Source organism: Nocardia beijingensis NBRC 16342 (assembly GCF_001612785.1).
Classification (GTDB): Bacteria; Actinomycetota; Actinomycetes; order Mycobacteriales; family Mycobacteriaceae; genus Nocardia; species Nocardia beijingensis.
Genome location: NZ_BDBC01000018.1, coordinates 77639 through 102763 on the forward strand (window position 1 = coordinate 77639; position 25125 = coordinate 102763).

Below are 25125 nucleotides of genomic sequence, written 5' to 3' on the forward strand. Positions count from 1 at the left end.
TGGTATCTGCGCTGGCGGAGCCGTCGAGTGGCACCGTGGTGGCGCGTGAAGGAAATCGCGGATGGTCGCGCCGAAGGGACTGCCCGTCACCACGATTCGATCAAGGGGGCATCGTGCTCTTGCCGCTGCCATCCCGCGGTGAGGCGGCCGAGTCGGCCCGGGGCGGCGATGCCGCGCACGCCGGCGATCTTGTCGTCACGGATCTCCAGGATCAGGATGCCTACGACCCGGTCGCCGAGCGTGGCGAGCATGGCCGGGCAGCCGTTGACCACGGCGCTGTGGATCGAGGGTGCGCCACCGGCGAGTCTGCGCTTGGCCGGTGTCGGTTTGAAGCCGGCCCGCACCGCGGCGGCGATCCGCTCCGGGGTCGCGTACCGGATCAGCTTCCCGGCCAGCCCGAGCCCGGCGCCGTCGGAGATGCCGGTGGCGTCATCGGTCAGCAGCGCCACCAGCCGTTCGGTCCGGCCCGATGAGGCGGCATCGACGAATGCCTCGACGATCCGGCGCGCGGAAGCACGGTCGATGCCCGCGCCGTTGCCAGCGGCGGCGATCCGGCGCCGGGCTCGGTGGGTGTGTTGCTGACTCGCGGACTCGCTGATGCCGAGAATCCCGGCTATCTCGGCGTGGCTGTAGTCGAACGCCTCGCGCAGCACGTAGACGGCCCGTTCGACCGGCGACAGCCGCTCCATGAGCGTCAGCACCGCCAGGGTCACCGATTCGCGCTGTTCGACGGTGTCGGCCGGGCCCAGCATCGGGTCGCCGTCGAGCAGCGGTTCGGGCATCCACGCGCCGACCGCGCGTTCGCGCCGCAGTCGCGCCGATCGGAGCCGGTCGAGCGCCAAGTTGGTGACGATCTTGGTCAGCCATGCCTCCGGCACCTCGACGTACTCGCGGTCGGCGGCCTGCCACCGCAGGAACGCGTCCTGCACCGTGTCCTCGGCGTCGGCGGCCGAGCCGAGCAGCCGGTAGGCCAGCGAGGCCAGCCGATCGCGGCTGGCCTCGAAACGCGCCACGGTGGCAGTGTCCATGAGCGTGACTCTAGGCGGCGACCACGCCGAGGGAGCGCTCCCGGGCGGTGGCCGAGCGGTAACTGCGACTCGGCCTTCCGAAGGTCGGGTGGCTCACGCTCCAAGCGGCGGTCCCGACGATCGCCGACTTGACGCGAGCGGCCGCCCCGCCACGCAGGGCCCACGACTTCGATCGCGCCGCACCGTCGACCAGTTGGAAGATCCCGTCCTTACGGCCGAGGCTGATGTGGTTGCCGACATACGACAGCGCGGTCGTCGAGATCTCCCGCCCGGTCCGGTCCCCGATGATCGCCGCCGTCGCCTGCATGCTCGTGTACCCCGCCGACGCGCAGGACATCGGCAACGGCCGGCCGTTGTCGCCGATGACGAAGACGCTGTCACCGGCGACGTACACATCCGGGTGGGACACCGACCGCATCTGACGATCGACCCTGATCCGGCCGTCGGCGACTACCTCGAGGCCGCTGGCGGCCGCGATCGGATGGACGGCGAAGCCCGCCGCCCACACTGTCGCGTCGGAGGCGAGGGCGGTGCCGTCCGAAGCCACCGCCGCCGCATGCTCGACGCGCTCGATGGTGGTGTGCTCGTGCACCGTGATACCGAACCGGTCGAAGGCGCGCAGCAGGTGACGGCGGGCCTTCGTGCCCAGCCAGCCGCCCAGTTCGCCGCTGGTGGCGACGTCGACCCGAAGTCCGGGCCTGGATTCGGCGAGCTCGGTGGCTGCCTCGATCGCGGTCAGGTTGCCGCCGACCACCAGCACCTTCCCGTCTCGGCCCAGTTCGTCCAGGCGCGCGCGCAGGCGCAGCGCGGACGGCCGCGCCGCCACGTGGAAGGCGTGTTCGCCGACGCCGGGAACGCCATGGTCGGCGGCGGTGCTGCCGAGCGCGTAGAGGAGGGTGTCGTATCCGAGCCGGTCGACGCCATCGCCGTCGGCGACCGTGACAGTCCGGCGCTCGGCGTCGACGCTGGTCACCCGGGCCACCCGCAACCGGATGCCGGTGCCGGCGAACACCTCCGCCAGCGGCCGGTGGCGGAGATCCTGTCCTGCGGCGAGCTGATGCAGGCGCAGCCGTTCGACGAAATCGGGTTCGGCGTTGACCACGGTGATCTCGAAGTCGTCGGAGTGGAGCCGGCGCGCCAGGTATCCGGCGGAGAAGGCTCCGGCGTATCCGGCCCCGAGGACGACGATGCGGTGCTTCATGGTTCGCTCCTGTCTGGTTCGCGTGCTTGCTGAACGAGACAGCTGCCGGATTCCTGACAGCGTCAGGCAGTGATGTGGATCACCCCGGGGTTCACTCGACGGACAAGCCGGTGACCGTGGGACCGCGCCGCCGCAGCCGACCGATGCCGTCACCGCGACATGGCAGTCCGTCATTCGCACCACCTGCCTTTTGCGGCGAAAAGCCTTGCCGAACCGCCCCTTTGAGGACGCCGCCCGGCCCGTGTGCGGCGCGGGCCGGGCGGCTTGTTCATCGCGCCCCGCCGGACCTCGCGCATCGCCCGCCGTGTGCACCGCCTTCCTGGCACGGCGGTTCTACGCGACCAGTTCCATCAGACCGCGTGGATCCCACGGCATCGGCCCGGTCGGGAAGCTGAGCCGGACCATCCGGTGCGGCGGGGCCACGTCGAAGTGGGCCACCGCGGGTGGCAGGAACCCCCCGATCACCTTCTCCACCATCGTGTTCAGCCCGGACAGCCGCGGTCGCAACCGTACCTGCCAGCTGCTGATGCGCCCGGCCGGTACGTCGACCACGGTGCGCTGCTCCACTTTCGTCCCGAGCGGGACGTGCACCGAGAACGCCAGCCACAGATCGACGCACTCCTCCGCGCCCTCGGCGAAGTCGAGACCGCGCAGCAGCGTCAGGCCACCGGCGAGCGGCATCACATCGGCCGGGAAGGGCGCGATCCCGCCACCGAACTGAAGATGGGTGGTGCCGACGAAATTGGCCTCCTCCCGGCTGACCACCGCTGCCCCCGAGCGGGTTTCGGCGCGGTAGCGCTCGGCCGACAACCGATCTCCCGAGCGCTGGAACCGCTGCTCGATGGTCATCGCGAAGTTCGCGTGACCGAGGCCGACCTCGAGCAGCGAACGGTAGCCGTCGCCGTCGTGCGACACCACGCTGATCAGGTCGAGCTTCGGCGGCCGGTCGGCGACGGTGACGGTGTAGACGGACTTCTCTCCGTCGGGGATGCCCGGATCCCGGAATGCCGTGTGCACAGGTCCTCCTCACCGTGTCCGCTCGGCCGCCGCCGCGAACACCGCTCGCAACGTGGTCACGTACCGCTCGACGGAACCGTGCGCCACCGGCGTGTCCGGGTAGATGACGCTCAGCGTGGTCTCCGAAGCGAGCCGGTTGATCCAGATCAGCACCTGCTCGGACGCGGCACGATTGGCGTACAACCCGCACGACGCCAGGTCGAAGAACTCGTTGCCGAGCAGTTCCCTGGCGTCGACGTAGGAGATCATCGGCGTGGACCAGCCCGGTTCCAGGTGCAGATCGGAGTCGGCGGGCAACAGTTCCACCACGCGCTGGAACGAGGTGGGCGCCAGACGCAGGCCGTTCTCGTAGGCGTGCTGCGCGATGGCCGCGGTTCGGCCGAAGGTGGTGGCGGACCCGAGCGGGAAGGCCACCGGAAGCAGCGTCACATACCAGCCGACGGACGCGCGTTCGGCCGCCGAGCCGCGGGTGCTGACGGGCGTCATGCCGAAGTAGTAGTCGCTGTCGACGAGCTCGCGCTCGGCCAGCGCCGCCGCGGCGAAGATGCCGCCGACGAACTCCGCGCCGTTGTCGCGGCAGACCCGCTCGAACCGCAGCGCGGTGTGCTCGTCGAACAGCGTGACCGTGCGGTGCGCGCTGCGGTTGTAGACATCCGTACGCCTGCCCAGATCCAAAGGGAAGGAGGGCAGTTCGCCGTCGTTCCCGCGGAGCAACTCGAGCCACTTCTGCACGCCGGGCGAGGCGAGCGTCATCCGGCCGGTGTACTCCCGCTCCGCGGTGCAGTAGTCGAGGTAGCTGGCCGCGGGTTGCAGCATGCCGACGTCTTCCCACACCTCGCGCAGATACAGCAGCGCGAGGTCGAACCCGGACAGGTACTGGCCGAATCCGTCGGTGTGCAGATGATCGACCGCCAGGTAGACCGTCGTGGAGTCCTCGCGTTCGATCGCCCCGAAGGTGAAGCAGTCCCAGTCGAAGGGGCCCGGCGTGGTCTTCTGGACGTGGTCGCGGATCGCTCTGGCCTCGTCCACGTGGCCGTAGTCGACCGGCACGAAATCGACGTCCTCGGCGGGCACCAGGTGCCGCTCGATCGCGCCGGCGGCGTCGACCCGGAACCAGGTCCGGAAGGTGTCGTGGCGCAGCAGGAACGCGTTGACCGCGCGCGTCATCGCGGCCAGGTCGAGGCCGCCGGTCGGGATCTCCGCGGTCACCAGGCACAGGCCCGAATACCGGAAATCCGCGCCGGCGTGCCGATCGGCCAGCCGCAGATACTGCTCCTGCTGGTGTGAGGGCGGGGCCGGGTGCACCGGCGCCCGCCGGGCGCGCGCCACCGACTCCGGTGACGCCGCCCAGCTGACCAGCCGGCCCGGCCCCGGCTCCCATTCATCGATCAGCCCGAAACGGACCACGGGAACACCTCGTTTCGACGACGGCGGTCGGTCACTGCCTGGCCCCGGCCGCCACCAGCGCGGGAGCCCGTTCGGTCACGGCGCCGTTCGCAGCGGCCGGATCGGCGACGGGCTGCGCCTGACCGGAATCCGCGGCCAAGATCAGCTCCGCCACCTTCGGGCCCGCCTGCTCCAGGCTGAACGACCGGCCCATCTGTAACGACATCAGGTCGATGCCGAGCGTCTTGGTGACCCGCGCCCCCAGTTCCACCGCCATCAGCGAATCCAGCCCGAGTTCGGGCACCGGAACGGTCATGTCGATGGACTCGACCGGCACACCCATGACGACGGCGAGTTCCTCGGCCATCTTGCGGGCGACGAAGGCCCCGCGCTTGCCCTCCTCGATCGCGGCCACCTCGGCCCGCAGCCGGGCCAGTTCGGAGGTGTCCTTCGCGGAGGCCTGCGCGAGCGCGGTCGTGCGGCCGGTGCGGGTCAGCTGCGGGAAGGTGCCGGTCAGCTTGGCCCAGTCGGTCGGGATGATCGCCGCGCGAGCCACGCCCAGGCGCAGCGTCTGTTCCAGATAGGCGGTGGCGTCGGCCATGTCGATCGGGTCGAAGCCGACCAGATCGAGGTACTTCAGGGCCGTCTCGTCGGCGGCCATGCCGCCCGTCGCGCCCGACAGGTGCCCCCAGCCGACGCACAGCGCCCGCTCGCCCGCCCTGGACCATTCCTCGGCCAGCGACTCCACCGCCACGTTGGCCGCGCAGTAGTTGTACTGACCGTAGATGCCGTACATCGAACCGCCCGAGGAGCACAGCACGAACATGTCCAACCGGATGCCCGCGTCGGCGACGGCCTGATGCAACACCCTCGCGCCGTGCACCTTCGGGCGATACACCCGCGCCAGCTCGTCGAATTGCATCGCCGCCAACCGATTGTCGGCCACCGCGCCCGCCGCGTGGAACACTCCGCGCAGCGGATGCCCTGCGCTGTGCGACCGCGCGACGATCGCGGCGACCGCCTCCGGATCGGTGACGTCGGCCCGCTCCTCGACCACCTCCATGCCTACGGTGCGCCACGCCTCCAGCTGGCGGCGGGCTTCCTCCGTGCCCGCGCCGCCGCGGCCGACGAGAACCAGCCGCCGTGCCCCGCGCAGCACCAGCCAGCGCCCGATGGCCATCCCGAACCCACCGAATCCGCCGGTGACGAGATAGGTCGCGGCACTGTCGATCTCGATCTCCGGCAGGTACGGCCGCACCGCCGGGGTGGGTGAATCCATGCGCAGCGCGATCCGGGCCAGGCCGGTGGAGCGGATGGTCTCCTCGAAGGCCCTGCCCACCTCGTCGGTCTCGAACAGCCGGTAGGGCAGCGGCTGGTAGGTGCCGGCGAGCACCTTCTCGTAGACCCGCTGCAACAGACGGGCCAGCCGCTGCGCGTCGACGGCGACCAGGCGGTCCAGATCCATCGAGAAGTACGCCAGGTTCTTGTCGAAGTTCGCCATCTCCAGCAGGCCGCCGGTGTAGATGTCGGCCTTGCCGACCTCGACGATGCGCCCGAATTCGGCGACGGCGTTGAAGTTCTGGCGCAGGATCTCCCCCGGCGCGCTGCTGAGCACCACCTCGACGCCCTTGCCGCCGGTCAGCTCCAGCACGTCGTCGACGAAGTTGAGCGAGCGCGAGTCGATCGCGTGGTCGGCGCCGAGGGCGAGCACGTGGGCGCGGCGCTCGTCGGTGCTCGCGGTGCCGATGATGCGCGCCCCGCGATCTTTCGCCACCTGGATGGCGGCCGTGCCGACACCGCCGGCCGCGCCGTGGATCAGCACCGTCTCGCCCGGTTCCAGCCGGGCCAGATCCAGCAGTGCGTACTCGGCGGTGCCGAAGGCGATGGTGCTGGTGCAGTACGCGGGATCGGCGTCGGCCGGCAGCGGGATGGCCAGTTGCCGGTCGACGACGACGTAGCGCCGCATCATGCCCTTGGCGGCGACGGCGACCAGATCGCCCACCGCCAGATCGGTGACCTCGGCGCCGACCCGCACCACCTCGCCGACACCCTCCATTCCGGGCACGGTGCCGAAATAGGTGGGGGCGAGTTCGCGCTCACCGAGCAGGCCGATGACCTTGAGCGGATCCTTGTAGTTGAGGCCGATGATCTTCATCCGCACCTCGATCTGTCCCGGTCCCGGCTCGGGCCGCGGGCACTGCCGCCACGCCAACGCCGACAGCAGGCGGGTCCGGGGCAGCTCCAGTGCGAAGTTGGCTTCCGGATCGGTCAGCGGCTCGGCGGTGTCGAGGGCGTCGAGGCGCTCCTGCAACGGCTTGGTCACCATCGGGACCCAGCGTTTGCCCGCGCGCAGCACCACCTCGTCGAGGTTGTCGTTCCAGAACGCGCCGGGCACCGCCAGCTCCCCGATCAGCTCGCCGATCTCGGTGCCGGGTTCCACGTCGATCAACCGCCAGCGCAGCGCCGACTGCTCGTTGAGCAGCACCCGGCGCGCACCGGCCAGCGCGGCGTGATTCGAGTTCGGCGGGACCGGGCTGTCCGGCAGCGCGAACGCCAGCTCGGTCACCAGGGTGACGTGGCACCACCCGTCCCCGAAGACGCTCTGGGGCCCTTGTTCGGTGGCCTCCGGGTGGACGAACTCGTCGAGGGCGACCGCGATCCGCTCCAGGGTCCACAGGTCGGCCACATCGTCCTCGACGGCGCCGGCGACCACGCAGACGTGCAGCCGGTCGGCGCCCTCCGCCTTGGCGGCCGACAGTGTCGCGGCCAGATCGGCGGCGAGTTCGCGGCCCGCCACCCCGGCCACGTAGAGCCGGGAGCCCGGGATCGCGGCGGCCAGTTGCCCCGCCCGCGTGCAGCTGCTGCCCAGCGCGATGATCACGGTGGACGCCGAATCCCGCGGCAGCGCGGCGGGATCGATGGCATCCCGCGGTTCCAGCGTCTCGGTGTAATAGAAGTCGACCATCCGGTGCAGCGGATCCTGGCCCGGCGCGAGCGCGCCGATCTGCAGGCCGCTCAATCGCATGACGAGGTTGTGTTCGTCGTCGAGCAGGTCCACGTCGGCGCGCAGCCTGGCCCGGGGATCGCGGCGCGCGACCACGGTGATCCGCTCGGGCAGCGGCGCGACCAGCCGCACCGCCGCGACGCCGACCGGCACCAGCGTGCCCTCATCGATCCTGGCGTCGGCGAACAGCAGGGCCGCGGACTGCATCGCGGCATCGACCACCGCGGGATGGGCCAGATGCCCGGAGTGCGCGGCGATGGCGCCGTCGACGGTGGCCACCACCGCGTCCGCGCCGACGCGCACGGAGGTGACGCGGCGGAAGGCCGGACCGTAGTGCAGCCCCGCCGCGGCCAGGCCGGTGTAGAACATCTGCGGGTCGACGTCGAGACCGACGTCCAGGGTCGGCACCGTGACCTTCGTCGGCTTGTGGCTGCCGGTCAGCGTGCGGCCGAACGCGTGCACCGTCCACGCCGTCCCGGTCGCCGAGCGCGACCGGATCAGGAATCGGCCGCTGGCCTCCTCGACGGTGAGCGCCACCAGCGGCACGTCCGGCGCGCCCATGATCAGCGGGGCCACGAACCGCACCTGTTCCAGCGCGACCCGTTCCACGCCGAGCCTGGCCGCCGTCGCGCTCAGCGCGGCATCCAGGTACGCCGCGCCCGGCATGATCTTGACGCCGTTGACCACGTGGTCGGCCAGCCACGGCAGCAGCTCGGTGCCGACCTGCAGCAGCCAATCCGGCCTGCCCTCCACGTCGGGATCGCCGAGCATGGCGTACGCGCCGGGTGTGCCGAGCCGGGCCTGCTCGAACAGCGGCAGCGCCGCGTGCAGCCGGGTCCGCTGCCACGGATAGCGCGGCAGCGGCACGTGCGGGGTGGCGGGATGCCGCGCCGGGAACAGCTCGTCCAGATCGAGCACGCCCGCGCCGTAGAGGCCGATGAGGGTGCGGCGGATGCTGACCGAATCCGGTTGCTTGCGATCCAGCGTCGGCACCGTCGTGCCGGTGACGTCCGCGCCGAGCAGCGCTTCGCGGATGTTGCCGGACAGCACCGGGTGCGGGCCGACCTCCAGGAAGACCCGGCTGTCCGCGCCGATCAGCTTCGCGACCGCGTCGGCGAACAAGACCGGCTGCCGCACGTTCGCACACCAGTACTCGGCGTCCCAGTCGGGGCCGAGGACCGGTTCGCCGGTGACCGAGGAATACAGCGGCACGGTCGGCGCCACCGGCGTCAGCCCGGCCAGCGCCGCGCGCAGCTCGTCCAGGATGGGGTCCATCAACCGGCTGTGGTACGGCACCTCCACGCGCAGCCTGCGCGCGAAAACACCGTCCTCGGTGAGCTTCTCGGCGATCTCGTCGAGCCGGTCGACATCACCCGACAAGGTCAGCGAGCTCGCGCTGTTGATCGCGGCGACATCCACCCGCTGGTCGTCGCCGACGAGCTCGCGGGCCTGCTCCGGCGACATCCCGACCGCGAGCATGCCACCGGAACCGGCGGTGCTCGCCTGCAACCGGGCCCGGTGATACGCCACCAGCACCGCGTCGCGCAGTGACAGCATGCCGCTGACGTAGGCCGCCGACACCTCGCCGACACTGTGCCCGACCACGGCCGCGGGCCGGATGCCGTATTCGGCCAGCTCCCGCACCAGCGCCACCTGTACGAGGAAGTTGGCGGGCTGCGCCACCTCGGTGCTGGTTACCCGTGATTCCTGCTCGGGCCGCAGCAGTTCCTCGATGATCGACCACCCGGCGATCGAGCGGAACTCCGCGTCGACCGTCTTCGCGGTATCGGCGAAAACGCCTTCCGCGCCGAGTAATTCGCGCGCCATTCCCCACCACTGCGGGCCCATGCCCGAGAACACGAACACCGGTTCGGCCGTCCGCGCCACGATCGTGCGCGCGGCGTCACGGCCCTCGCCCGAGGCGAACGCGCGCAGATCGCGCACCAGGTCGTCGGTGTCGCCGAGGAGCATGCCCGTGCGGTACTGGTGGTGCGCCATGCGGGTCCAGGCGGCCTCCGCCAGCCGTTCCGGATCGGCGCCCGCGGCGATCAGGTCGCCGAACCGGCCGGCCAGCGCACGCGCCGCGCCGGTGCTGCGCGCCGAGATCGGCAGGACGCCGAAATGCCTCGCCGGCGAAACACGGTCGGTGGGACCAGGCCGGAACTCTTGCAGGATGGCGTGAGCGTTGGTCCCCCCGTATCCGAAGCCGTTGACCGCGATGGTCATCGGCTCGGCGTCGTCCGGCAGCGCCTCCGCCTCGAGCTGGACGTGCAAGCCCAACTCGTCGAACGGGATGTCGGGGTTCGGCTTGTCCAGCCAACCCTGTGGCGGGATGGTGCGATGCCGGATGGCCAGCGCCGCCTTGATCACGCTCGCGATCCCGGCCGCGGCCTCGGTGTGCCCGAGGGTCGACTTCACGGAGCCGACGCCCAGCGAACGCGTGCGCCCCGCGGGCGCGCCGAACACCCTTCCGAGGGCGCGCAATTCGACCGGATCGCCGACCAGCGTGCCGGTGCCGTGCGCCTCGACGTAGGTGATCGCGTCCGGCGCGAGCCCGGCGCGGTGGCACACCGAACGGGCCAGCGCCTCTTGGGAATCAGCGTTGGGGACGGTGATCGCGGTGGTGCGGCCGTCCTGATTGGAGCCGGTCGCCTTCACCACCGCGTAGATCCGGTCGCCGTCGCGGACGGCGTCGTCGAGTTTCTTCAGCGCCACCATGCCCGCGCCCTCGCCGCGCCCGTAACCGTCGGCCGAGGCGTCGAAGGACTTGCAGCGGCCGTCCGCGGCCAGGAAGCCGCCCTTGCACATCAGGACGAAGGTTTCCGGTTGCAGCATCACGTTCACCCCGCCCGCGAGCGCCACCTCGCAGTCGCCGTTCGCCAGCGCCTGACAGGCGAGATGGAAGGCGACCAAAGACGACGAGCACGCGGTGTCGACCGTGAGCGCGGGGCCGACCAGGTTGAGCGCGTAGGCGATCCGGTTGGACAGCATCGTGTAGGACGCGCTCGCCGGAGTGTGCATGTCGGTGTGGAACAGGGCCGGGCCGACCACGCCGATCACGGACTGGTCCACCACGAATCCACCGACGTAGACGCCGACCGATCCGCCCGCCGCGCGCCGCGCGATCCCGGCGTCGTCGAGCGCCTCCCAGGTCACCTCTAGCATCAGCCGCTGCTGCGGATCCAGCACGGTCGCCTCGCGGGCGGAGATGCCGAAGAAATCCGGGTCGAATTCCCACGGGTCGATCGTCATGAACGCCGCGCGCTTGGTGTAGCTGCGCCCCGGCGTCCTCGGTTCCGGATCGTAGTAGCGGCGGTAGTCCCAGCGATCGGCCGGCATATCGACCACGCCGTCGCGTTTGTCCAGCACGAATTCCCAAAAGGTGTCGGGCGAGTCGATTCCTCCCGCAAACCTGCAGCCGATGCCGACAATTGCAATATCCGACATGCACATCCTCCGGGTCGGATCCAGTTCGACCGCCATTCTTTTCCGGCGATCGGCGAATTAGCTTGTGCGCAGCTGGCGTCCGGCTCAGCGTAACGGCCGCCACACCGGCCGTCGCTCGCTCAGGGAGACTTCACAACCGGCCGGCGAATCGGCTTGTGGCATCTCGAAATTCTCGATCGCCTCCCGGTGAAATGCGTTGATATTGCTAGGTTTCACCTGTTCCCGGCCCGCGCCGAAATACGATGTCATCGGTTAGGAGGCGGCATTGTTCGCCGAGTTCACGCACTGGACCGATATGCTCGTCCGGCGGCGATTCGCCGTGATCGGGTTCGTCGTCGCCGCACTGCTCGCGCTCGGCGGGTACGGCCTCGGGCTGGACGAGCACCTCAGCGTCAGCGGATGGAACGATCCGACCTCGGAATCGGCGCGGGCCGCAAGGCTGAAAGACGAGGCGTTCGGCCACGATCACATCGCGGATGTGCTCTTGTTGTACCGCGCCCCGGCAGGCAAGACCATCGACGATCCGGCCTTCGCCGCCACGGTCGTCGGTCACCTGAACAGTCTGCCGCAACGCTTCCCGGACCGGATCGCCAAGATCAACGCCACCTATTGGCCCACCGACACCGGGCTGCACCTGCCGGACATCTTCGGTTCCGAAGACCGCGAGTACGCCTTCGCCTCCGTCGCCATTCGCGGCAGCGATGACACGGAGATCATGCGCAACTATCGGAAGGTCGCCGATCAATTCCGGATACCTGGCGTCGAGATGGAGGTCGCGGGCGGCCAACCGGTCGCGGCCGCCCTCAACGACACCATGGCCCACGATCAGCGCCGCATGGAGCTGTTCGCCGTGCCCGCCGTGGCGGTGCTGCTGTTCTTCCTGTTCGGCGGCGTCGTCGCGGCCGCGCTGCCGCTGATCGTCGGCGGGCTCACCGTGCTGGGGGCCTGGGGCATCATTCGCGCCATGACCACCGTCATGGAGGTGAACTCCTTCGTCTCGCCGGTGGTCTCGATGGTCGGACTCGGCCTGGCCATCGACTACGGCCTGTTCATCGTGAGCAGGTTCCGCGAGGAGCTGGCCGACGGGCGCGAGGTACCGCAGGCGGTGCGTCGCACGGTCGCGACCGCCGGGCGCACCGTGGTGTTCTCCGCGACCATCGTGGTGGTCGCCGCAGGCGCCATTCTGCTGTTCCCGCAGGGTTTTCTGCGCTCGTTCGCGGTCGGCGCGATGGTGACGGTGGCGCTGGCCGCGCTGATCTCGATCACGGTGCTGCCCGCCATGCTGGCCGTGCTCGGCCCTCGCGTGGATCGCCTGGGTTTCAATCGGTTCCACGCGCGGCGGGCGAGCGACCGGGAGGCGGACAATCCGTGGGGCCGCGTCGCCGGATGGGTCATGCGGAGGCCGCTGGCGGTCGCGGTCCCGGTGGTGGCCATCCTGGTGCTGCTCATCGCGCCGGTGCGCGACGTCGCGTTCGGCGGCATCTCGGAGCGTTTCCTGCCGCCGCGGCATCCGGCCCGCACGGCGCAGCAGCACTTCGACGAGGTCTTCCCGCTGCGGCAGATCAATCCGGTCGACCTCGTGCTGATCACCCACAACACCGCCGATATCGACGCGGTGGTCGAGCGGGCCGGCCTGGCTCCCGGCCTCATCGCGCCGTTCCCGCGCGCGGTGCAGGGACCGGCGCATCCGAGTGTGTTCACCACCTCGACGGTGCTGCGGGACGCGCACGACGCGAACGCGACCATCGACTATCTGCGTTCCATGCCGGTGCCGAAGGGAACGACCGTGCTGGTCGGCGGGCAGCCCGCGGTCCAGCGCGACAGCGTCGACGCGCTGCTGCGCCGGATGCCGCTGATGATCGCGCTGGTCTTCCTCGTCACCACCGTGCTGATGGTGCTCGCCTTCGGTTCCCTGGTGCTGCCGCTCAAGGCCGCGCTGCTGAATCTGCTCGGGCTCGGCTCCACCCTCGGCATCCTGACCTGGATCTTCGTCCAGGGCCACGGCGCGCGGCTGCTGGAGTTCACCCCCCAGCCGATCATGGCGCTGGTGCTGGTACTGATCGTCGCCGTGATCTACGGACTGTCGACCGATTACGAGATATTCCTGCTCGCCCGCATCGTCGAGGCGCGGGCGGCGGGCGCGACGACCACCGAGGCCGTGCGCGCCGGCATCGCCCGCACCGGCTGGATCATCACCGCGGCCGCCCTGATCCTGCTGGTGGTCACCGGGGCGTTCGCCTGGTCGGATCTCGTCATGATGCAGTACATCGCCTACGGCATGGTCGCGGCGCTGTTCATCGACGCGACGATCCTGCGCATGCTGCTGGTGCCCGCCACCATGCGTCTGCTCGGCGACGCCTGCTGGTGGGCGCCCTCCTGGGTGCGGCGGCTCACCCGGCGCGGCGGGCCGAACGGGACCTCCGCCGAACCGGAGCATCGCACCGAAGCCGTCCACGGCTCCGAGCGCCCGTAGATCCGGAGCAGGTTCCACGAATGGGGCCGAATGGCTTCCGCCACTGGGTATGCCACCGCTCGCGCGCTCGACGCTCCGAGCCGATACGCCATTGCGAACGTCCTCGCACCCGACCTGTTGCCGCGGGGCAGCCAGCATCACCGGCGAAGTTGCCCGCGCGCGGTGTCCATGTCCTCGCCGCGCACCTTGTGGATCAAGCCGTCGTGGATCGAGCCGACGGGCGATTCCCAGTGCGGGGTGATCGCCAGTGTCGGCGCAACGGATTTCCATGGCGTCTATGCGGGCAGAGACTTGATGATCGGCAAGAATCGGTGAGCGCCACGCCGGCGAAGGGCAATGCCTACTGATTCGTCGCGAAGCCGCCTGATGGCCCGACCCTCGCTCGGAACGAGAACCTCACGATCAGGCCATGACCGCGCTGTGCGGGAAGCCGCGGTCAGCCCGTGATCGACCAGCTGAACGGACTCGTGGCCGCCCGCGCGCGGTCCGGCAGCGCCCGCGTGAGCGCGGCGAGGCCGAGGGCCGCGGCGGCGATGGCCGCGAGCATGATCATGCTGCCCGAGAGCGTGTGCGCGCGGAAGAACAGCGCGCTGAGCACCGCCAGTCCGACCGAATTGCCGATCTGTTCGATGGTGGGGAGCACGCCCGAGGCCTCGCCCATGGCTCGATCGTCCAACTCCGCCAGCATCAGCGGCTGCAGCGGCACACCGAACACGCCGACGCCGAACCCCGCGAGAAACGTCGGCCCCAGCACCAGTGGGAGGTCGACGGCCCCGTCACCCACGTACAGGTAGCCCACGCCCACCGCGACGCATCCGCCGAACAGCGCGATCCCCGCCGACAGCGCCAGAGTTCCCCAGCGCCGCACCAGCAATGGCGACAGCACCGCGCCCGCGCCCGCGCCGAGGGCGAACGGCGTCATGGCGACGCCGGTACGCAGCGCGGAGAACCGCAGCACGTCCTGCAACAGGATCGATACGGTGAACACGAATGCGGTGAACAGGCCGAAGAAGATCGCCACCAGGGCTGATCCGACGGCGAAGCCACGGTCGGCGAACAGGTCGAGCCGCACCAGCGCACGGCCGCCGCGGCGGCGCGTCGCCCGCTCGTGCGCCACGAACACAGCGCCCAGCGCCACCGCGACGGCGATGAACGCCCCGTGCAGTGGGCGCCAGCCCTCTCGCTGGCTGTCCGACAGCGCGAACAGCAGTCCGAACAGCGCCGCAGTGGCCACCACGGCCCCACGCAGATCCAGTGGTTCCCGATCCGTCGCCGGGCCCGACCGCAGGTAGCCCGCGGCCAGCGCGATCGCCATCACGCCCAGCGGCAGATTCATCAGGAAGATCGCGTGCCAGCCGAGCCCGAACGGATTCAGGGTGATCAGCGCGCCGCCCAGGATCGGGCCGAGCATCCCCGCGAAACCCGCTGTCGCGCCGTACACGGCGAAGACGTACTGATGGTGCTCGCGGCGGAAGCTCGCCGTGATGATGGCGATGGTCTGTGCCGCCATTCCCGCGCCCGCCACACCCTGGACGATCCGCGCGAGCACCAATTCCAGCGCGGTGGTGGACATCCCGCACCACACCGACGCCGCCGTGAAGGCCACCGCCGACCACAGGAACATCCGGCGGCGTCCCACGATCGCGCCGACGCGAGCGGCGGTGAGCAGCACGCAGGCGAAGGCCAGCGAGTATCCGGCGACCACCCACAGTTGCTCCGGCCGCGACGCCCCCAACTCGGCGGTGACGACCGGGAGGGCGGTATTGACGATCGTCACGTCGATCATCTGCATGAAGACCGAGATCAGGCACGCTCCGAACGATCCGAGCGCCACCGCCGCCTCTTTGCGGGTCATCGCAGCGCCGCTTCCATCATGGGCCACGAATTGCGCAGGTCCTGGTGCCAATAGCCCCAGGAGTGGGTGCCGTTCGGCCGGAAATCGAAGGTCGCCGCGACACCCAACTGGCGCAGCCGGTCCCGCAACTGGTGCGTGCACAGGTTCGCCACCGCCTCCAGCGGGGCCCCGATCACCAGTTGATACATCAGCTGCGTGAGGTCGCCGTGCGCGCCGTCGAGGTTGTCGATCGGCCCGGGCAGCCCGGTTCCCGTGGCGACGTAGATGGCGGTGCCGCGCAGCCGTTCCGCGTGCAGGTATGGATCGTTGGCGCGCCAGGCGGGATCGGTCGGCGGCCCCCACATATTCGACACCGTGCCGCGCTGCTGGGTGACCACCGCCTGAACCACCGCCTGACCGGCGGGGTCGCTGGTGCGCACGCAGCCGCTGTAGGAACCGATGGCCTGGTACAAACCCGGTGCGGCCATGGCCAACTGGAACACCGATGTGCCCGCCATCGAGATACCCGCGATGGCGTTCCTCCCGGTGCCGTTGAACGTGGCGTCGATGAGCGGCGGCAGCTCCTCGGTCAGGAAGGTGGACCAGCGCTGCCTGCCGAGCACGGGGTCGTCGCTGCGCCAGTCGGTGAAGTAGCTGCCCGCGCCGCCGAACGGGACGACCACGTTCACCTGCTTGTCACGGAAGAAATCGAGCAGATCGGTGCCGTCGAGCCAATTCCCCTCCGAACCGCCGTTGGCGCCGTTGAGGAGATAGAAGGTCGGCGCGGGCAGGTCCGGATCGGCCGCGCGCAGCACATGAATTCGCGTGGTGCTGTTCATCGCGGCCGAATACACCTCGATTTCGGATTGCCGGCCGGATTCGAACCGGGTTTCCACAATGCGCGAACCGTCCGCCGCCGCGACGGATTGCGGTGGATCGGCACGGACCGGCTGTGCGCCGATCAGCGTGCAGGACAAAGTGATGACCGCGGCGAGCGCCGCGCCTGTTCGATGCGAATATCCGGGCATGTCGACTCCTGGCCCCGGGTAGGAGGGCTCGAATTCGCAGTCAACAGCATCGAGTGGACAGACCGCCGGATTTTCCGTCGATTCTGTGTTCCATACCAATTCGCTTCGGCGGCCATTTGCCGGATTTCCCAAATCGAGCGTGCGGCCATTGCGGTCGCGGCGCGGCGAAACCTAGCGTCGAGCGCATGGCGTCCCGTCGACCGTGCCGCACTTCTCGCGGAACCGTCTGGCGCGCATGTCTATTGGCGTTATCGATGCTGATGTGCTCCGGTGGTCCCGCCGGCGCCGAGCCGCCTCCGATGCGTCCCGCGCACGGGCGCGCCGTCGAGCTGACCGTCTTCTCGCCCGCGATGGACGCGCCGGTCTCGGTGGTCGTGCTGCCACGCCACGACCCGTCCCGTCCGGCTCCGGTGCTGTATCTGCTCAACGGCATCGACGGCGGCACCGACGGCGACGGCTGGACCGACCGGACCGACGTCGACCGGTTCTTCGCCGACCAGCAGGTGACCGTGGTGGTGCCGGTCGGCGGCGCGGGCAGCTATTTCACCGACTGGCGCGCCGACGATCCCGTTCTGGGCCGCCCGCGCTGGACCACGTTCCTCACCCGCGAACTGCCCCCGATCATCGACGCCGCCTTCGGCGGAAGTGGCGCCAACGCCATCGCCGGGGTCTCGATGACGGGCACCTCGGTCTTCCAGTTGGCCATGGCGGCACCGGGTTTGTACCAGGCCATCGGTTCCTACAGCGGCTGCGTGCGCACCAGCGATCCCGCCGGACAGGCCATGGTCGCCACGATCGTCACCGCCGAGGGCGGCACGGTGTCGAACATGTGGGGACCGCCGGGTGATCCGGCCTGGGCGGCCAACGATCCCTACGTGCACGCGGATCGGCTGCGCGGCACGACGATCTACGTGGCCGCAGGCAACGGGCAGGCCGGCCCGCTGGACCAGCCGCACAGCACGGGGATCGACGGCAACGCCACGAAGCTGGTCGACCAGCTGGCCATCGGCGGCATGCTCGAAGCCGTCTCGGACCGCTGCACCCGCTCCCTGCGCGACCGCTTCCAGGAACTCGGCGTACCCGCCACCTTCGATCTGCGCCCCAGCGGCACCCACTCCTGGGGGTACTGGCAGCAGGACCTGCACAACAGCTGGCCCTTGTTCGAATCCGTTCTGCGCTAAGGCTTTCCGGGTGTTCGAGCGCGACTTATCCAGGCGGCGTATCGCTCGGGCATGCAGACCGCGCAGGGACGGTAGCCGGCGGAGATCGCGTCGGCTTCGGTCGCGAAGAAGACGCGGTGCGCGCGGTAGCCGCCCCGGCCGAGCGCACGCAGCGCGGACGGACAATCGAGACGGCCGTAGATCCGGCCACGACGGTGGCCGCCGTATCGCCCGGGGACCACGCTCCGATACGGTCGGCCGCCGCCATCGAGCAACGTGTACACGATGGCTAGGCCGCGTCGTGCAAGACGAGACCGAGGGTGTGTCGCCGTCCGCCGCGCACACGGCTGACACCGTGACGGATCGGGGCGCGCGACCAGCCACGGCTGGATGGCGTCGGCCGATCGCGTGTGGTGAAGACCAGCGCGTGACCTTGTTCGAGCACGGAAACGGTCGCTTTCGACTGGGCACGCGCGCGTTGCTCCACCAGCAGGAATTCGCCACCGAAGTAATCGGTTCCGGGCTTGTCCAACCCGATGACGACCTGCAGTGGGAAGACCAGTTCTCCGTACAGGTCGCGGTGCAGGGCGTTCCAGTCACCGGCGTGGTAGCGCAGCAGGATCGGCGTCGGCTTGCGCTGACCCGCGACGTGGCACAGGTCGAGCCAGTCGCCGAACTCCTCCGGCCACGGAGCCGGGTCGCCGAGGCGCTCGGCCCAGGATCGAGCCAGCGGCAACAGTTTTCGATAGAACGCCGCGCGCAGGTGGGTGATCGGCGCGGGCAGCGGATTCGCGAAGTAGCGGTAGGTGCCTTCGCCGAACCGGTGCCGCGCCATGTCAACGGTGGAGCGGAACCGCGTGCTGTCGTCCCACATGGCGGTGAACTCGGCGCACTCGGCTGGGGTGAGCAGCGGCCCGGTCGCCGCGCAGCCGGTGGCATCGATTTCCTCGAGCAGCGCCCGCCAGGGTTGGGCGTCGACGCGATCCGCCAGGGTGGCGGCTTCGCCCCTCCCCGGACCGGGCGCGTGCACCGCGTCCGGCTCGCTCATGCCGCCGCCTCCAGATCCAGCAGCGCGTGCTTGGCCGCGCTGCCGCCGACGTACTGTCCGATGGACCCGTCCCCGCGCACCACCCGGTGGCACGGGATCACCACCGGCAGCGGGTTGCGCGCGCACGCGGAGCCGACCGCGCGCACCGCGCGCGGGTTCCCCACGGCCGCCGCCACCGCGCCGTAACTCGCGCGCTGCCCGTAGCCGATGGCCGGCAGGTGCTCGATCACTTGGCGGCGGAACCCCGCGGCCAGCCGCAGATCCAGCGGCAGATCGAAACGTGTCCGGCCGCCCGCGAAGTATTCCTCGATCTGCCGCGCCGCCACGTCCAGCCGGGCGGGCGCTGCCAGGATCCGTGGACTGATCCGCGCGGCCAGTGCGGCCAGCACCGCGTCGTGGTCTTCGGTCGGGTAGGCGACGCGGACGAGTCCGGCGGGCGTCGCGGCCAGCAGCAACGTCCCCACCGGGGTCTCCAGCAGGCGGTAGGCGACATCGAGCAGGCCCGCGGCGTCGGCCTCGGCGGTCAGGCGCGCGTGCAGCGTGGCGAGCAGGTCGGCGTCCGGGGTCAGCGCGCGCGACAACCCGTCACCGTGATCGAGGGTGGCCATCATGATTCGTCCTTCGGGTAGAGCTTGCGCAGGGTCTTCAGGCCGTCCGCGGCGGCGCGGCGGGCGGCGTCGGGAGAATTGCCGAGCAATGCGGCGATCTCCGCGTGCGGAAGCCCGGCCAGATAGTGGTAGGCGACCGCCTGGCGCTGCTTGGTCGGTAGCGCCCGCAGGGCGGCCCACAGGTCGGGGTCGTAGTCGGCGGGTCCGGGAGCGGTGGCGGGATGGTCCGGCAAGGTCTCGGCGGGAACCGGAGCGCGCGTCAGCGCCCGGCCGACGTCGATCGCGCGGCGATGCGCGATGGTGACCAGCCATGCCTCGATGTTCGTGTCCGGGGACAAACTCGGAAACGCGCGCAGCGCGGAGAGAAACGTTTCCGACCAGGCGTCGGCCGCGTCCGACGGTCCGAGCACCGCCCGGCAGACGCGCAACACCATCGGGCCGTGTTCGGCCACTATTTCCTCGAACGGGGGCAGGCTCACACCAGGTAGACGCCGGGGACGCCGCGAATGTGAGATTTCGTCATCGCGGTCCTTCCCGGCGCGACAGCCCGCTGGCGCGCAGCACCCGCCGCGCGATACCGGCGCGGATGGACTCCTCGGTGCCGATGATCCGGACGTGGCGGCGGGCCCTTGTGATCGCGGTGTACAGCAATTCCCTGGTCAGCAGGGTCGATTCGGGCTCGGGCAGGACGACGGAGACGGTGTCGTACTGGCTGCCCTGGCTGCGGTGGATGGTCATGGCGAAGACGGTCACCACCGCGGGGAACTGCGTCGGATGCACCAGGTACGGTTCGCTGCCGCGTTGCAGCGCCGCGCGCAGCGAACCGTCGGGCATCCGCACGACGACGCCGGTGTCGCCGTTGTAGATCCGCGCCTCGTGATCGTTCGCGGTGACCAGCAGTGGCTGTCCCGGGTACCACGGCGCGTGGTGGGACTCGGGGCCCGCTCCCGCGGCGGCGGCCCATTCCGCGGCCATCCGGTCCCAGCGCTCGACGCCGAACGGCCCTTGGCGGTGCGCGCACAGCAAGCGATGCGATTCCAGCGCGCGCAACGCGCCCGCCGCGTCGCCGTCGAGCGCGGCGGCGGTGACCGCGGTCGCCGCGCGCACCACATCGGCGCGGACCGAGATCAGCTCGTCGGGCGCGCCCAGCGACAATTCGTCGCCGCCCGCGCGCAACAGCTCGAGCGCGGCGTCGGCGTCGCCCGCCCGCACCGCGACGGCCAGCTCGGCGATCCGCCCGCCGAATCTGCGGCCCCGCGTCAGCCGGACGATGCCGCCGCGCAGGCGGGTGCGCTCCAGCGCGGTCAATGCCCCGGCGTGCTCGCCGGTCGCCTCCGGGCCGAGGATCTCGTCGAGCACCGGATTCGGGGTGGCGGCGACGGGTCCGGCGACCAGGTCGGCGAGCACCGCGCCCGCGTCCACGGAGGCGAGCTGGTCCGGGTCGCCCACCAGCACCAGGCGGGTGTCCGGGCGCAGCGCCGCCAGCAGCCTGCTCATCATGGTCAAGGAGACCATCGATGTCTCGTCGACCACGATCACGTCGTAGGGCAGCCGGTTGAACTCGTGGTACTTGAACCGGGTGCTGCGACCGCGCTGCCAGCCGAGCAGCCGGTGCAGGGTGGCGGCGGTGAGTTCCGGCAATCCCAGCGGAACCGCTTGCTCGCGAACGGCCTCCTGCAGGCGCGCCGCCGCCTTCCCGGTGGGCGCGGCCAGCGCGATGCGCAGCGCGGGCAGCTTCGGCTCGGCCGCGCGATGCGCCGCCAGCAAGGCGATGATCCGCGCGATGGTGTGGGTCTTGCCGGTGCCGGGACCACCGGCGACCACGGTGGTCCAGTGCGTCGCGGCGAGCGCGGCGGCCAGACGCTGGCGATCCGGCGCCGTTCCCGACGGCCCGTCGAACAACCGGTCCAGTTCGCGGCGCACGATCGCGGGATCGACCACCGGGTGGTGCGCGGATCGCTCGGTGAGCACCCGCCGGATCGTCTGCTCCTGCCGGTAGTACCGATCGAGGTAGAGCAGCGGACCGGAATCGCCCGCCCCCTGGGATTCGACCAGGCGCAGCGGCCGCAACGGACCCGCCGGTCCGCCGCGCACCAGCGGGCTCACCCGCAGCGCGGCGACCACGGCGCGGATGTCCGGCCACGGCAGCGTCGCGGGATCGACTCCGGCGTCCCAGGTCTCGTCGGCGTCGACGCCGATCTCCCGCATCCGGTGCAGTTCCAGGCACACCGAGCCGGAGCGCACCGCGCGCACCGCCAGCGCCGCGGCGAACAACACCGGCTCCGACTCTTCCCGGCCGAGCCTGCCCAATCGCAGCGCCACGTGCACGTCCGCGGCCGACAGCACACCGGCCTCGTTGAACACGCGCAGCAGGCCGGTTCCCCGCTGCGCCACCTGGATCGAGGTCACCGCCCCGCCTCCCCCGCCAGCAGCGCCGACAGCGCGACGACCAGGTCGGCGGGCGGATGCCAGTCGAAGACGCCGCAGCCCGCGGGGGTCTGCGGTCCGATCATGCCGCGCACGAACAGGTACCGGACCCCGCCGAGATGCCGAGCCGGGTCGTACCCGGGCAATCGCCAGCGCAGATACCGGTGCAGCGCGACGGAATACAGCAGCGCTTGCAGCGGATAGTGGGAACGCAGCATCTCCGCCGCCATCCGGTCGCGGGTGTAGTGGGCGACGGTGAGATCGCCGGTGCCGAGCCGGTTGGTCTTGTAGTCCACGACGACGAAGCGCGGATGCCCGCCGTCGTCGACGCGGAGCACGGCGTCGATGCTGCCGGTCAGGTAGCCGCGCAGCGGCAGGTCCTCCAGCGCCGCAAGCTGATCGGCGTAGGGCACCATGTCGTCGTCCGCGGGGAGATGCTCGCGCAGCAACTCGGCGACGCGCCGCAGCGTCGCGGCGCGTGCGCCGACGCGATCGCCGCCCGCCAGCGGCAATTCGAACTCGAGTTCGCTGAGCCGGTCGCGCGGGGCGACGTCGGCCAGGCAGCCACCGTCGAGCGGAGTGCGCAGCACCGCCAGCAGCGCGGTGGCCAGGCACTCCGGATCCAGCTCGGCCATCAGCTCGTCCACCGCGTCGCGGCACCGGTCGCGCACCTCGGCGGCCAGATCCGGGCGACCGGTGTCGATCCGCTCCAGGACGCCGTGCACCAACGTGCCGAACTCCGCCCCGTAGGGCAACGCGTTCATCAGCGACGCCGCGCCCGCCGGCTCCGGCTCCGCCGCGCCGAGCGCGGAGGTGCCATCGGGCTCGTCGCCCTGGCCGCGCGCGTCCTCCGGCTCGCTGTCGGATTCGGGCGCGGCCGGACCGTGCGCGGAGGCGGTCAGCGCCGAATACGACGTGCGCCGCCACTGCTGGTCCAGCACCCGGTCGAAGCGGGCCGCGGCCAGTTCCCCGTGCGCGGGCGCGGTGCGCGCCCGCCGGATCGCCACACCGTCGGTCGCGGCAACCGCCGTCACCGAGATCGCCGCGCCCGCCTCGCGCGCCCAAGTCGAAAGGGATTGCGCGGCAACGGCGTCCGCGGGAACCGCGGCGCGGGCGGCGACGGCGGCGCCACGGTCGGAGCGCCCGAAGACCATGCGGTGCAGCGGCGAGGCCGCGGTGGTGATCGCGGGCGCCCACCAGGCGACGATCTGGCACATGGCGCGCGTCAGCGCGACGTACAGCAGCCGCAGTTCCTCACCCGCCTCCTCGGCTTCGCTGCGCGCCTTGCGTTCGGCGTATCCCGGTGCGTCCGGGCCGCCCACGTCCAGCACGCGCGCGCCGTCGTCGGCGTGGAACAGCAACGTCGCCGGATAGGGATTCTTCGCGCTGTCCCAGGCGAACGGCAGATACACCACCGGGAATTCGAGTCCCTTGCTCGCGTGCACGGTGGCGATCTGGACGGCGGCGGCGTCGCGATCGAGCCTGCGGCTGCGGTCGGCGACGGCGCCGGAGGCGGGGTCGCGCACCCGGTCGGCCAGCCACCGGGTCAGCGCGGTCAGCCCCAGTCCCTCGGTCAGCGCGACCTGGTCGAGCAACTGCGCGAGGTGCCGCAGGTCGGTGAGCTGCCGCTCCCCGTTCTCCACGGCGAGCAGACGTGGCGCCAAGCGGTTTTCGGCCGCGATCTTCTCGAACACGGCCGCGAATCCCGCGCGGCCGAACAGCCGCGCCGCCTCACGCAACTGGGCGCTGACCCGGCCGACCAGATCGGCTCCCCCGCTGTCGATCTCGGCCGCGGTCACGCCGAGCAGCGGTGTGCACGCGGCCAGCCGCACCCGGTCGCCGCGGTGCGGCTGTTCCAGCGCTCGCAGCACCCACAGCCAGTCGGTGGCGCTTTCGGTCGCGAAGACGCTGACCCCGCCCGCGAGCACGGAGGCGACGCCGACGCGATCCAGCGCGGCGCGCACCACGTCGATCTGCGAGCGGGTTCGCACCAGCACCGCGATGTCGCCCGGCCCGATCGGCCTGCGCGCCGGGTCGCCCGCCGCGTCACCGTCGGCAGCGAGTGTTTCCGCTTTGCCGTCCAGCAGCACACCGGATTCGAGCAGGCGCACGATGTCCGCCGCGAGATCATCGGCGACCTCGGCCCGCATGCGCCCGACGGCGGGAAAGCCGGATTTGTTCAGCGGACCGGCTCCGGTGCGCGGCAGGCACCGGATCCGCAACGGCGTGACGAGTTCGCCGGGTCCGGACAACCGCGACCACGGCCTGGTCGGGGCGACCGGATAGACGCGGATCTCCTCGTGCCCCAAGGCCGCCCCACCGTGCAGGTGGTCCAAGGCGGCGAGCAGTCCGGCGTCGCTGCGCCAGTTCGTGGTGAGTTCTTTGCGGACGTCGGCGTGCGCGACCGCGTCCAGGTAGCTGAGCACCTCCGCGCCGCGGAAGGCGTAGATCGCCTGTTTCGGATCGCCGACCAGAACCAAGGTGGCATGCCCGTGGAACGACCTGCGCAAGATGTCCCATTGCAGCGGGTCGGTGTCCTGGAACTCGTCGACCAAGGCGACGCGGTAGCGGGCCCGGATCCGGCGGCACGCGCGCGGGCCGTGTTCCGGATCGGCGAGCACGTCGTGCAGCAGCACCAGCAGGTCGTCGAAGTCGCGCAGCCCGGCCAGCCGTTTGCGGCGCTCGGTCTCCGCGCGGACGGCCTGCGCGAACGCCACGCGCTCGCCCGCCTCGCCGTCGGGCACGAGGGCCGCGTGCCGGTCGCGCACCGCGGCCAGCGCGAGCGTGCGGGCCTCCTTCACCGAGTACGGCGGTTCCGATCGGGCGTAGCGGTGCAGATACAGGTCGTCGACGACGGTGCCGACCAGGTCGTCGACGGTTTCCACCAGCCGGGTGCCTGGGTCGTGTTCGCCCGCGAGACCGAGTTCGTCGAGCATGCGCTGGCAGAAGCTGTGCGTGGTGGCGATGGTGCCCGCGTCGAAATCCGACAGGGCGGTCAGCAACCGTCGCCGCCGCGTCCTGACCTCGTCTTCGTCGGCCTGCGCGAGGTGCAGGACCAGTTCGTCGGCGTGTGCCAGGGCCGCGCCGGGATCGGCCAATCCGGCGGCCACGGCGACGAACCGGTCCCGGGTGCGTTCCCGCAGTTCCTGCGTCGCCGCGCGGCTGAACGTCACCAGCAGCAGCTGGGACACGTCGATCCCGGCCTCGGCGACGTAACGCACGGCGAGACCGACGATGGCGTGCGTCTTGCCGGTGCCCGCGCTGGCCTCCAGCACGGTCGTGCCGGTGGGCAGCGGTCCGTACGGTTCGAACGCGTCGGCGTCGAAAGCGCCCGCGGGGAAGGAGGTTTCCTGCACGGTCATGCGTGCCTCCCTCCTGCGCGGCCGGTGGTCCCGCGCTTCGCGGTCGCCCGGGTGTCCGGCCACGCCGGACGGTGCTCCGGAAGCGACTGCCCGAGCCGACAT

The 25125-nt window shown here is 70.9% G+C and carries 16 protein-coding genes; 3 read left to right on the top strand and 13 right to left on the bottom strand.

Translation table 11 applies throughout. The annotated features are described in order from the left end of the window. Positions 1-86: 86 nt before the first annotated feature. The 5 genes from NB3_RS12940 to NB3_RS12960 form a co-directional block, all read right to left on the bottom strand. Complete coding sequence (locus NB3_RS12940; RefSeq protein ID WP_067801602.1) at positions 87-1028, bottom strand: sigma-70 family RNA polymerase sigma factor; 942 nt, start codon at positions 1026-1028, stop codon at positions 87-89. Between the two features lie 10 nt (positions 1029-1038). After that, positions 1039-2229, bottom strand: coding sequence for an NAD(P)/FAD-dependent oxidoreductase (locus NB3_RS12945; RefSeq protein WP_067801605.1), 1191 nt, complete (start codon positions 2227-2229; stop codon positions 1039-1041). 333 nt (positions 2230-2562) lie between these two features. Continuing rightward, the gene (locus NB3_RS12950; RefSeq protein ID WP_067801608.1) at positions 2563-3246 is read right to left on the bottom strand and encodes a hypothetical protein; all 684 of its coding nucleotides are present in this window, start codon (positions 3244-3246) and stop codon (positions 2563-2565) included. A 9-nt stretch (positions 3247-3255) separates the two neighbouring features. Beyond that, positions 3256-4653: a condensation domain-containing protein gene (locus NB3_RS12955; protein ID WP_067801612.1), complete on the bottom strand. Its 1398-nt coding sequence runs from the start codon at positions 4651-4653 to the stop codon at positions 3256-3258. Between the two features lie 31 nt (positions 4654-4684). Then, positions 4685-11083, bottom strand: a complete 6399-nt coding sequence (locus NB3_RS12960; RefSeq protein WP_067801743.1) for a type I polyketide synthase — start codon at positions 11081-11083, stop codon at positions 4685-4687. A 265-nt stretch (positions 11084-11348) separates the two neighbouring features. Here NB3_RS12960 and NB3_RS12965 point away from each other — a divergent pair, with 265 nt between their 5' ends. Beyond that, the gene (locus NB3_RS12965; protein ID WP_157111778.1) at positions 11349-13556 is read left to right on the top strand and encodes an MMPL family transporter; all 2208 of its coding nucleotides are present in this window, start codon (positions 11349-11351) and stop codon (positions 13554-13556) included. A 30-nt stretch (positions 13557-13586) separates the two neighbouring features. Beyond that, positions 13587-13871 carry a hypothetical protein gene (locus NB3_RS35015; RefSeq protein ID WP_157111779.1) on the top strand — a complete coding sequence of 95 codons (285 nt, stop codon included), beginning with the start codon at positions 13587-13589 and terminating at the stop codon, positions 13869-13871. Positions 13872-13992: 121 nt separating this feature from the next. On the opposite strand, the gene NB3_RS12970 is transcribed toward NB3_RS35015, so the two are convergent. After that, positions 13993-15411 (bottom strand): MFS transporter, encoded by a 1419-nt coding sequence (locus tag NB3_RS12970; RefSeq protein ID WP_084486191.1) that lies wholly within the window; start codon positions 15409-15411, stop codon positions 13993-13995. Continuing rightward, positions 15408-16418, bottom strand: a complete 1011-nt coding sequence (locus NB3_RS12975; protein ID WP_067801614.1) for an alpha/beta hydrolase — start codon at positions 16416-16418, stop codon at positions 15408-15410. The genes NB3_RS12970 and NB3_RS12975 overlap by 4 nt, the downstream gene beginning before the upstream one ends. Positions 16419-16603: 185 nt before the next feature. Here NB3_RS12975 and NB3_RS12980 point away from each other — a divergent pair, with 185 nt between their 5' ends. After that, positions 16604-17599 carry an alpha/beta hydrolase gene (locus NB3_RS12980; RefSeq protein WP_067801617.1) on the top strand — a complete coding sequence of 332 codons (996 nt, stop codon included), beginning with the start codon at positions 16604-16606 and terminating at the stop codon, positions 17597-17599. Here NB3_RS12980 and NB3_RS34080 read toward each other — a convergent pair. The 6 genes from NB3_RS34080 to NB3_RS13005 are packed head-to-tail and all read right to left on the bottom strand — an operon-like array spanning position 17596 to position 25023. After that, positions 17596-17862 (bottom strand): Ada metal-binding domain-containing protein, encoded by a 267-nt coding sequence (locus NB3_RS34080; protein WP_084486192.1) that lies wholly within the window; start codon positions 17860-17862, stop codon positions 17596-17598. The two genes, NB3_RS12980 and NB3_RS34080, sit on opposite strands and share 4 nt — an antisense overlap. Positions 17863-17867: 5 nt before the next feature. Further along, on the bottom strand, positions 17868-18626 hold the full coding sequence (locus NB3_RS12985; protein ID WP_067801619.1) for a 2OG-Fe(II) oxygenase: 759 nt from the start codon (positions 18624-18626) through the stop codon (positions 17868-17870). After that, the gene (locus NB3_RS12990) at positions 18623-19234 is read right to left on the bottom strand and encodes a methylated-DNA--[protein]-cysteine S-methyltransferase (protein WP_067801621.1); all 612 of its coding nucleotides are present in this window, start codon (positions 19232-19234) and stop codon (positions 18623-18625) included. Before NB3_RS12990 ends, NB3_RS12985 begins: the two co-directional genes overlap by 4 nt. Next, on the bottom strand, positions 19234-19707 hold the full coding sequence (locus NB3_RS12995; protein ID WP_067801749.1) for an RNA polymerase sigma factor: 474 nt from the start codon (positions 19705-19707) through the stop codon (positions 19234-19236). Before NB3_RS12995 ends, NB3_RS12990 begins: the two co-directional genes overlap by 1 nt. Before the next feature lie 46 nt (positions 19708-19753). Next, positions 19754-21643: an exodeoxyribonuclease V subunit alpha gene (recD, locus tag NB3_RS13000; protein ID WP_067801624.1), complete on the bottom strand. Its 1890-nt coding sequence runs from the start codon at positions 21641-21643 to the stop codon at positions 19754-19756. Beyond that, positions 21640-25023, bottom strand: coding sequence for a UvrD-helicase domain-containing protein (locus tag NB3_RS13005; RefSeq protein WP_067801628.1), 3384 nt, complete (start codon positions 25021-25023; stop codon positions 21640-21642). The genes recD and NB3_RS13005 overlap by 4 nt, the downstream gene beginning before the upstream one ends. Between the last annotated feature and the right edge of the window lie 102 nt (positions 25024-25125).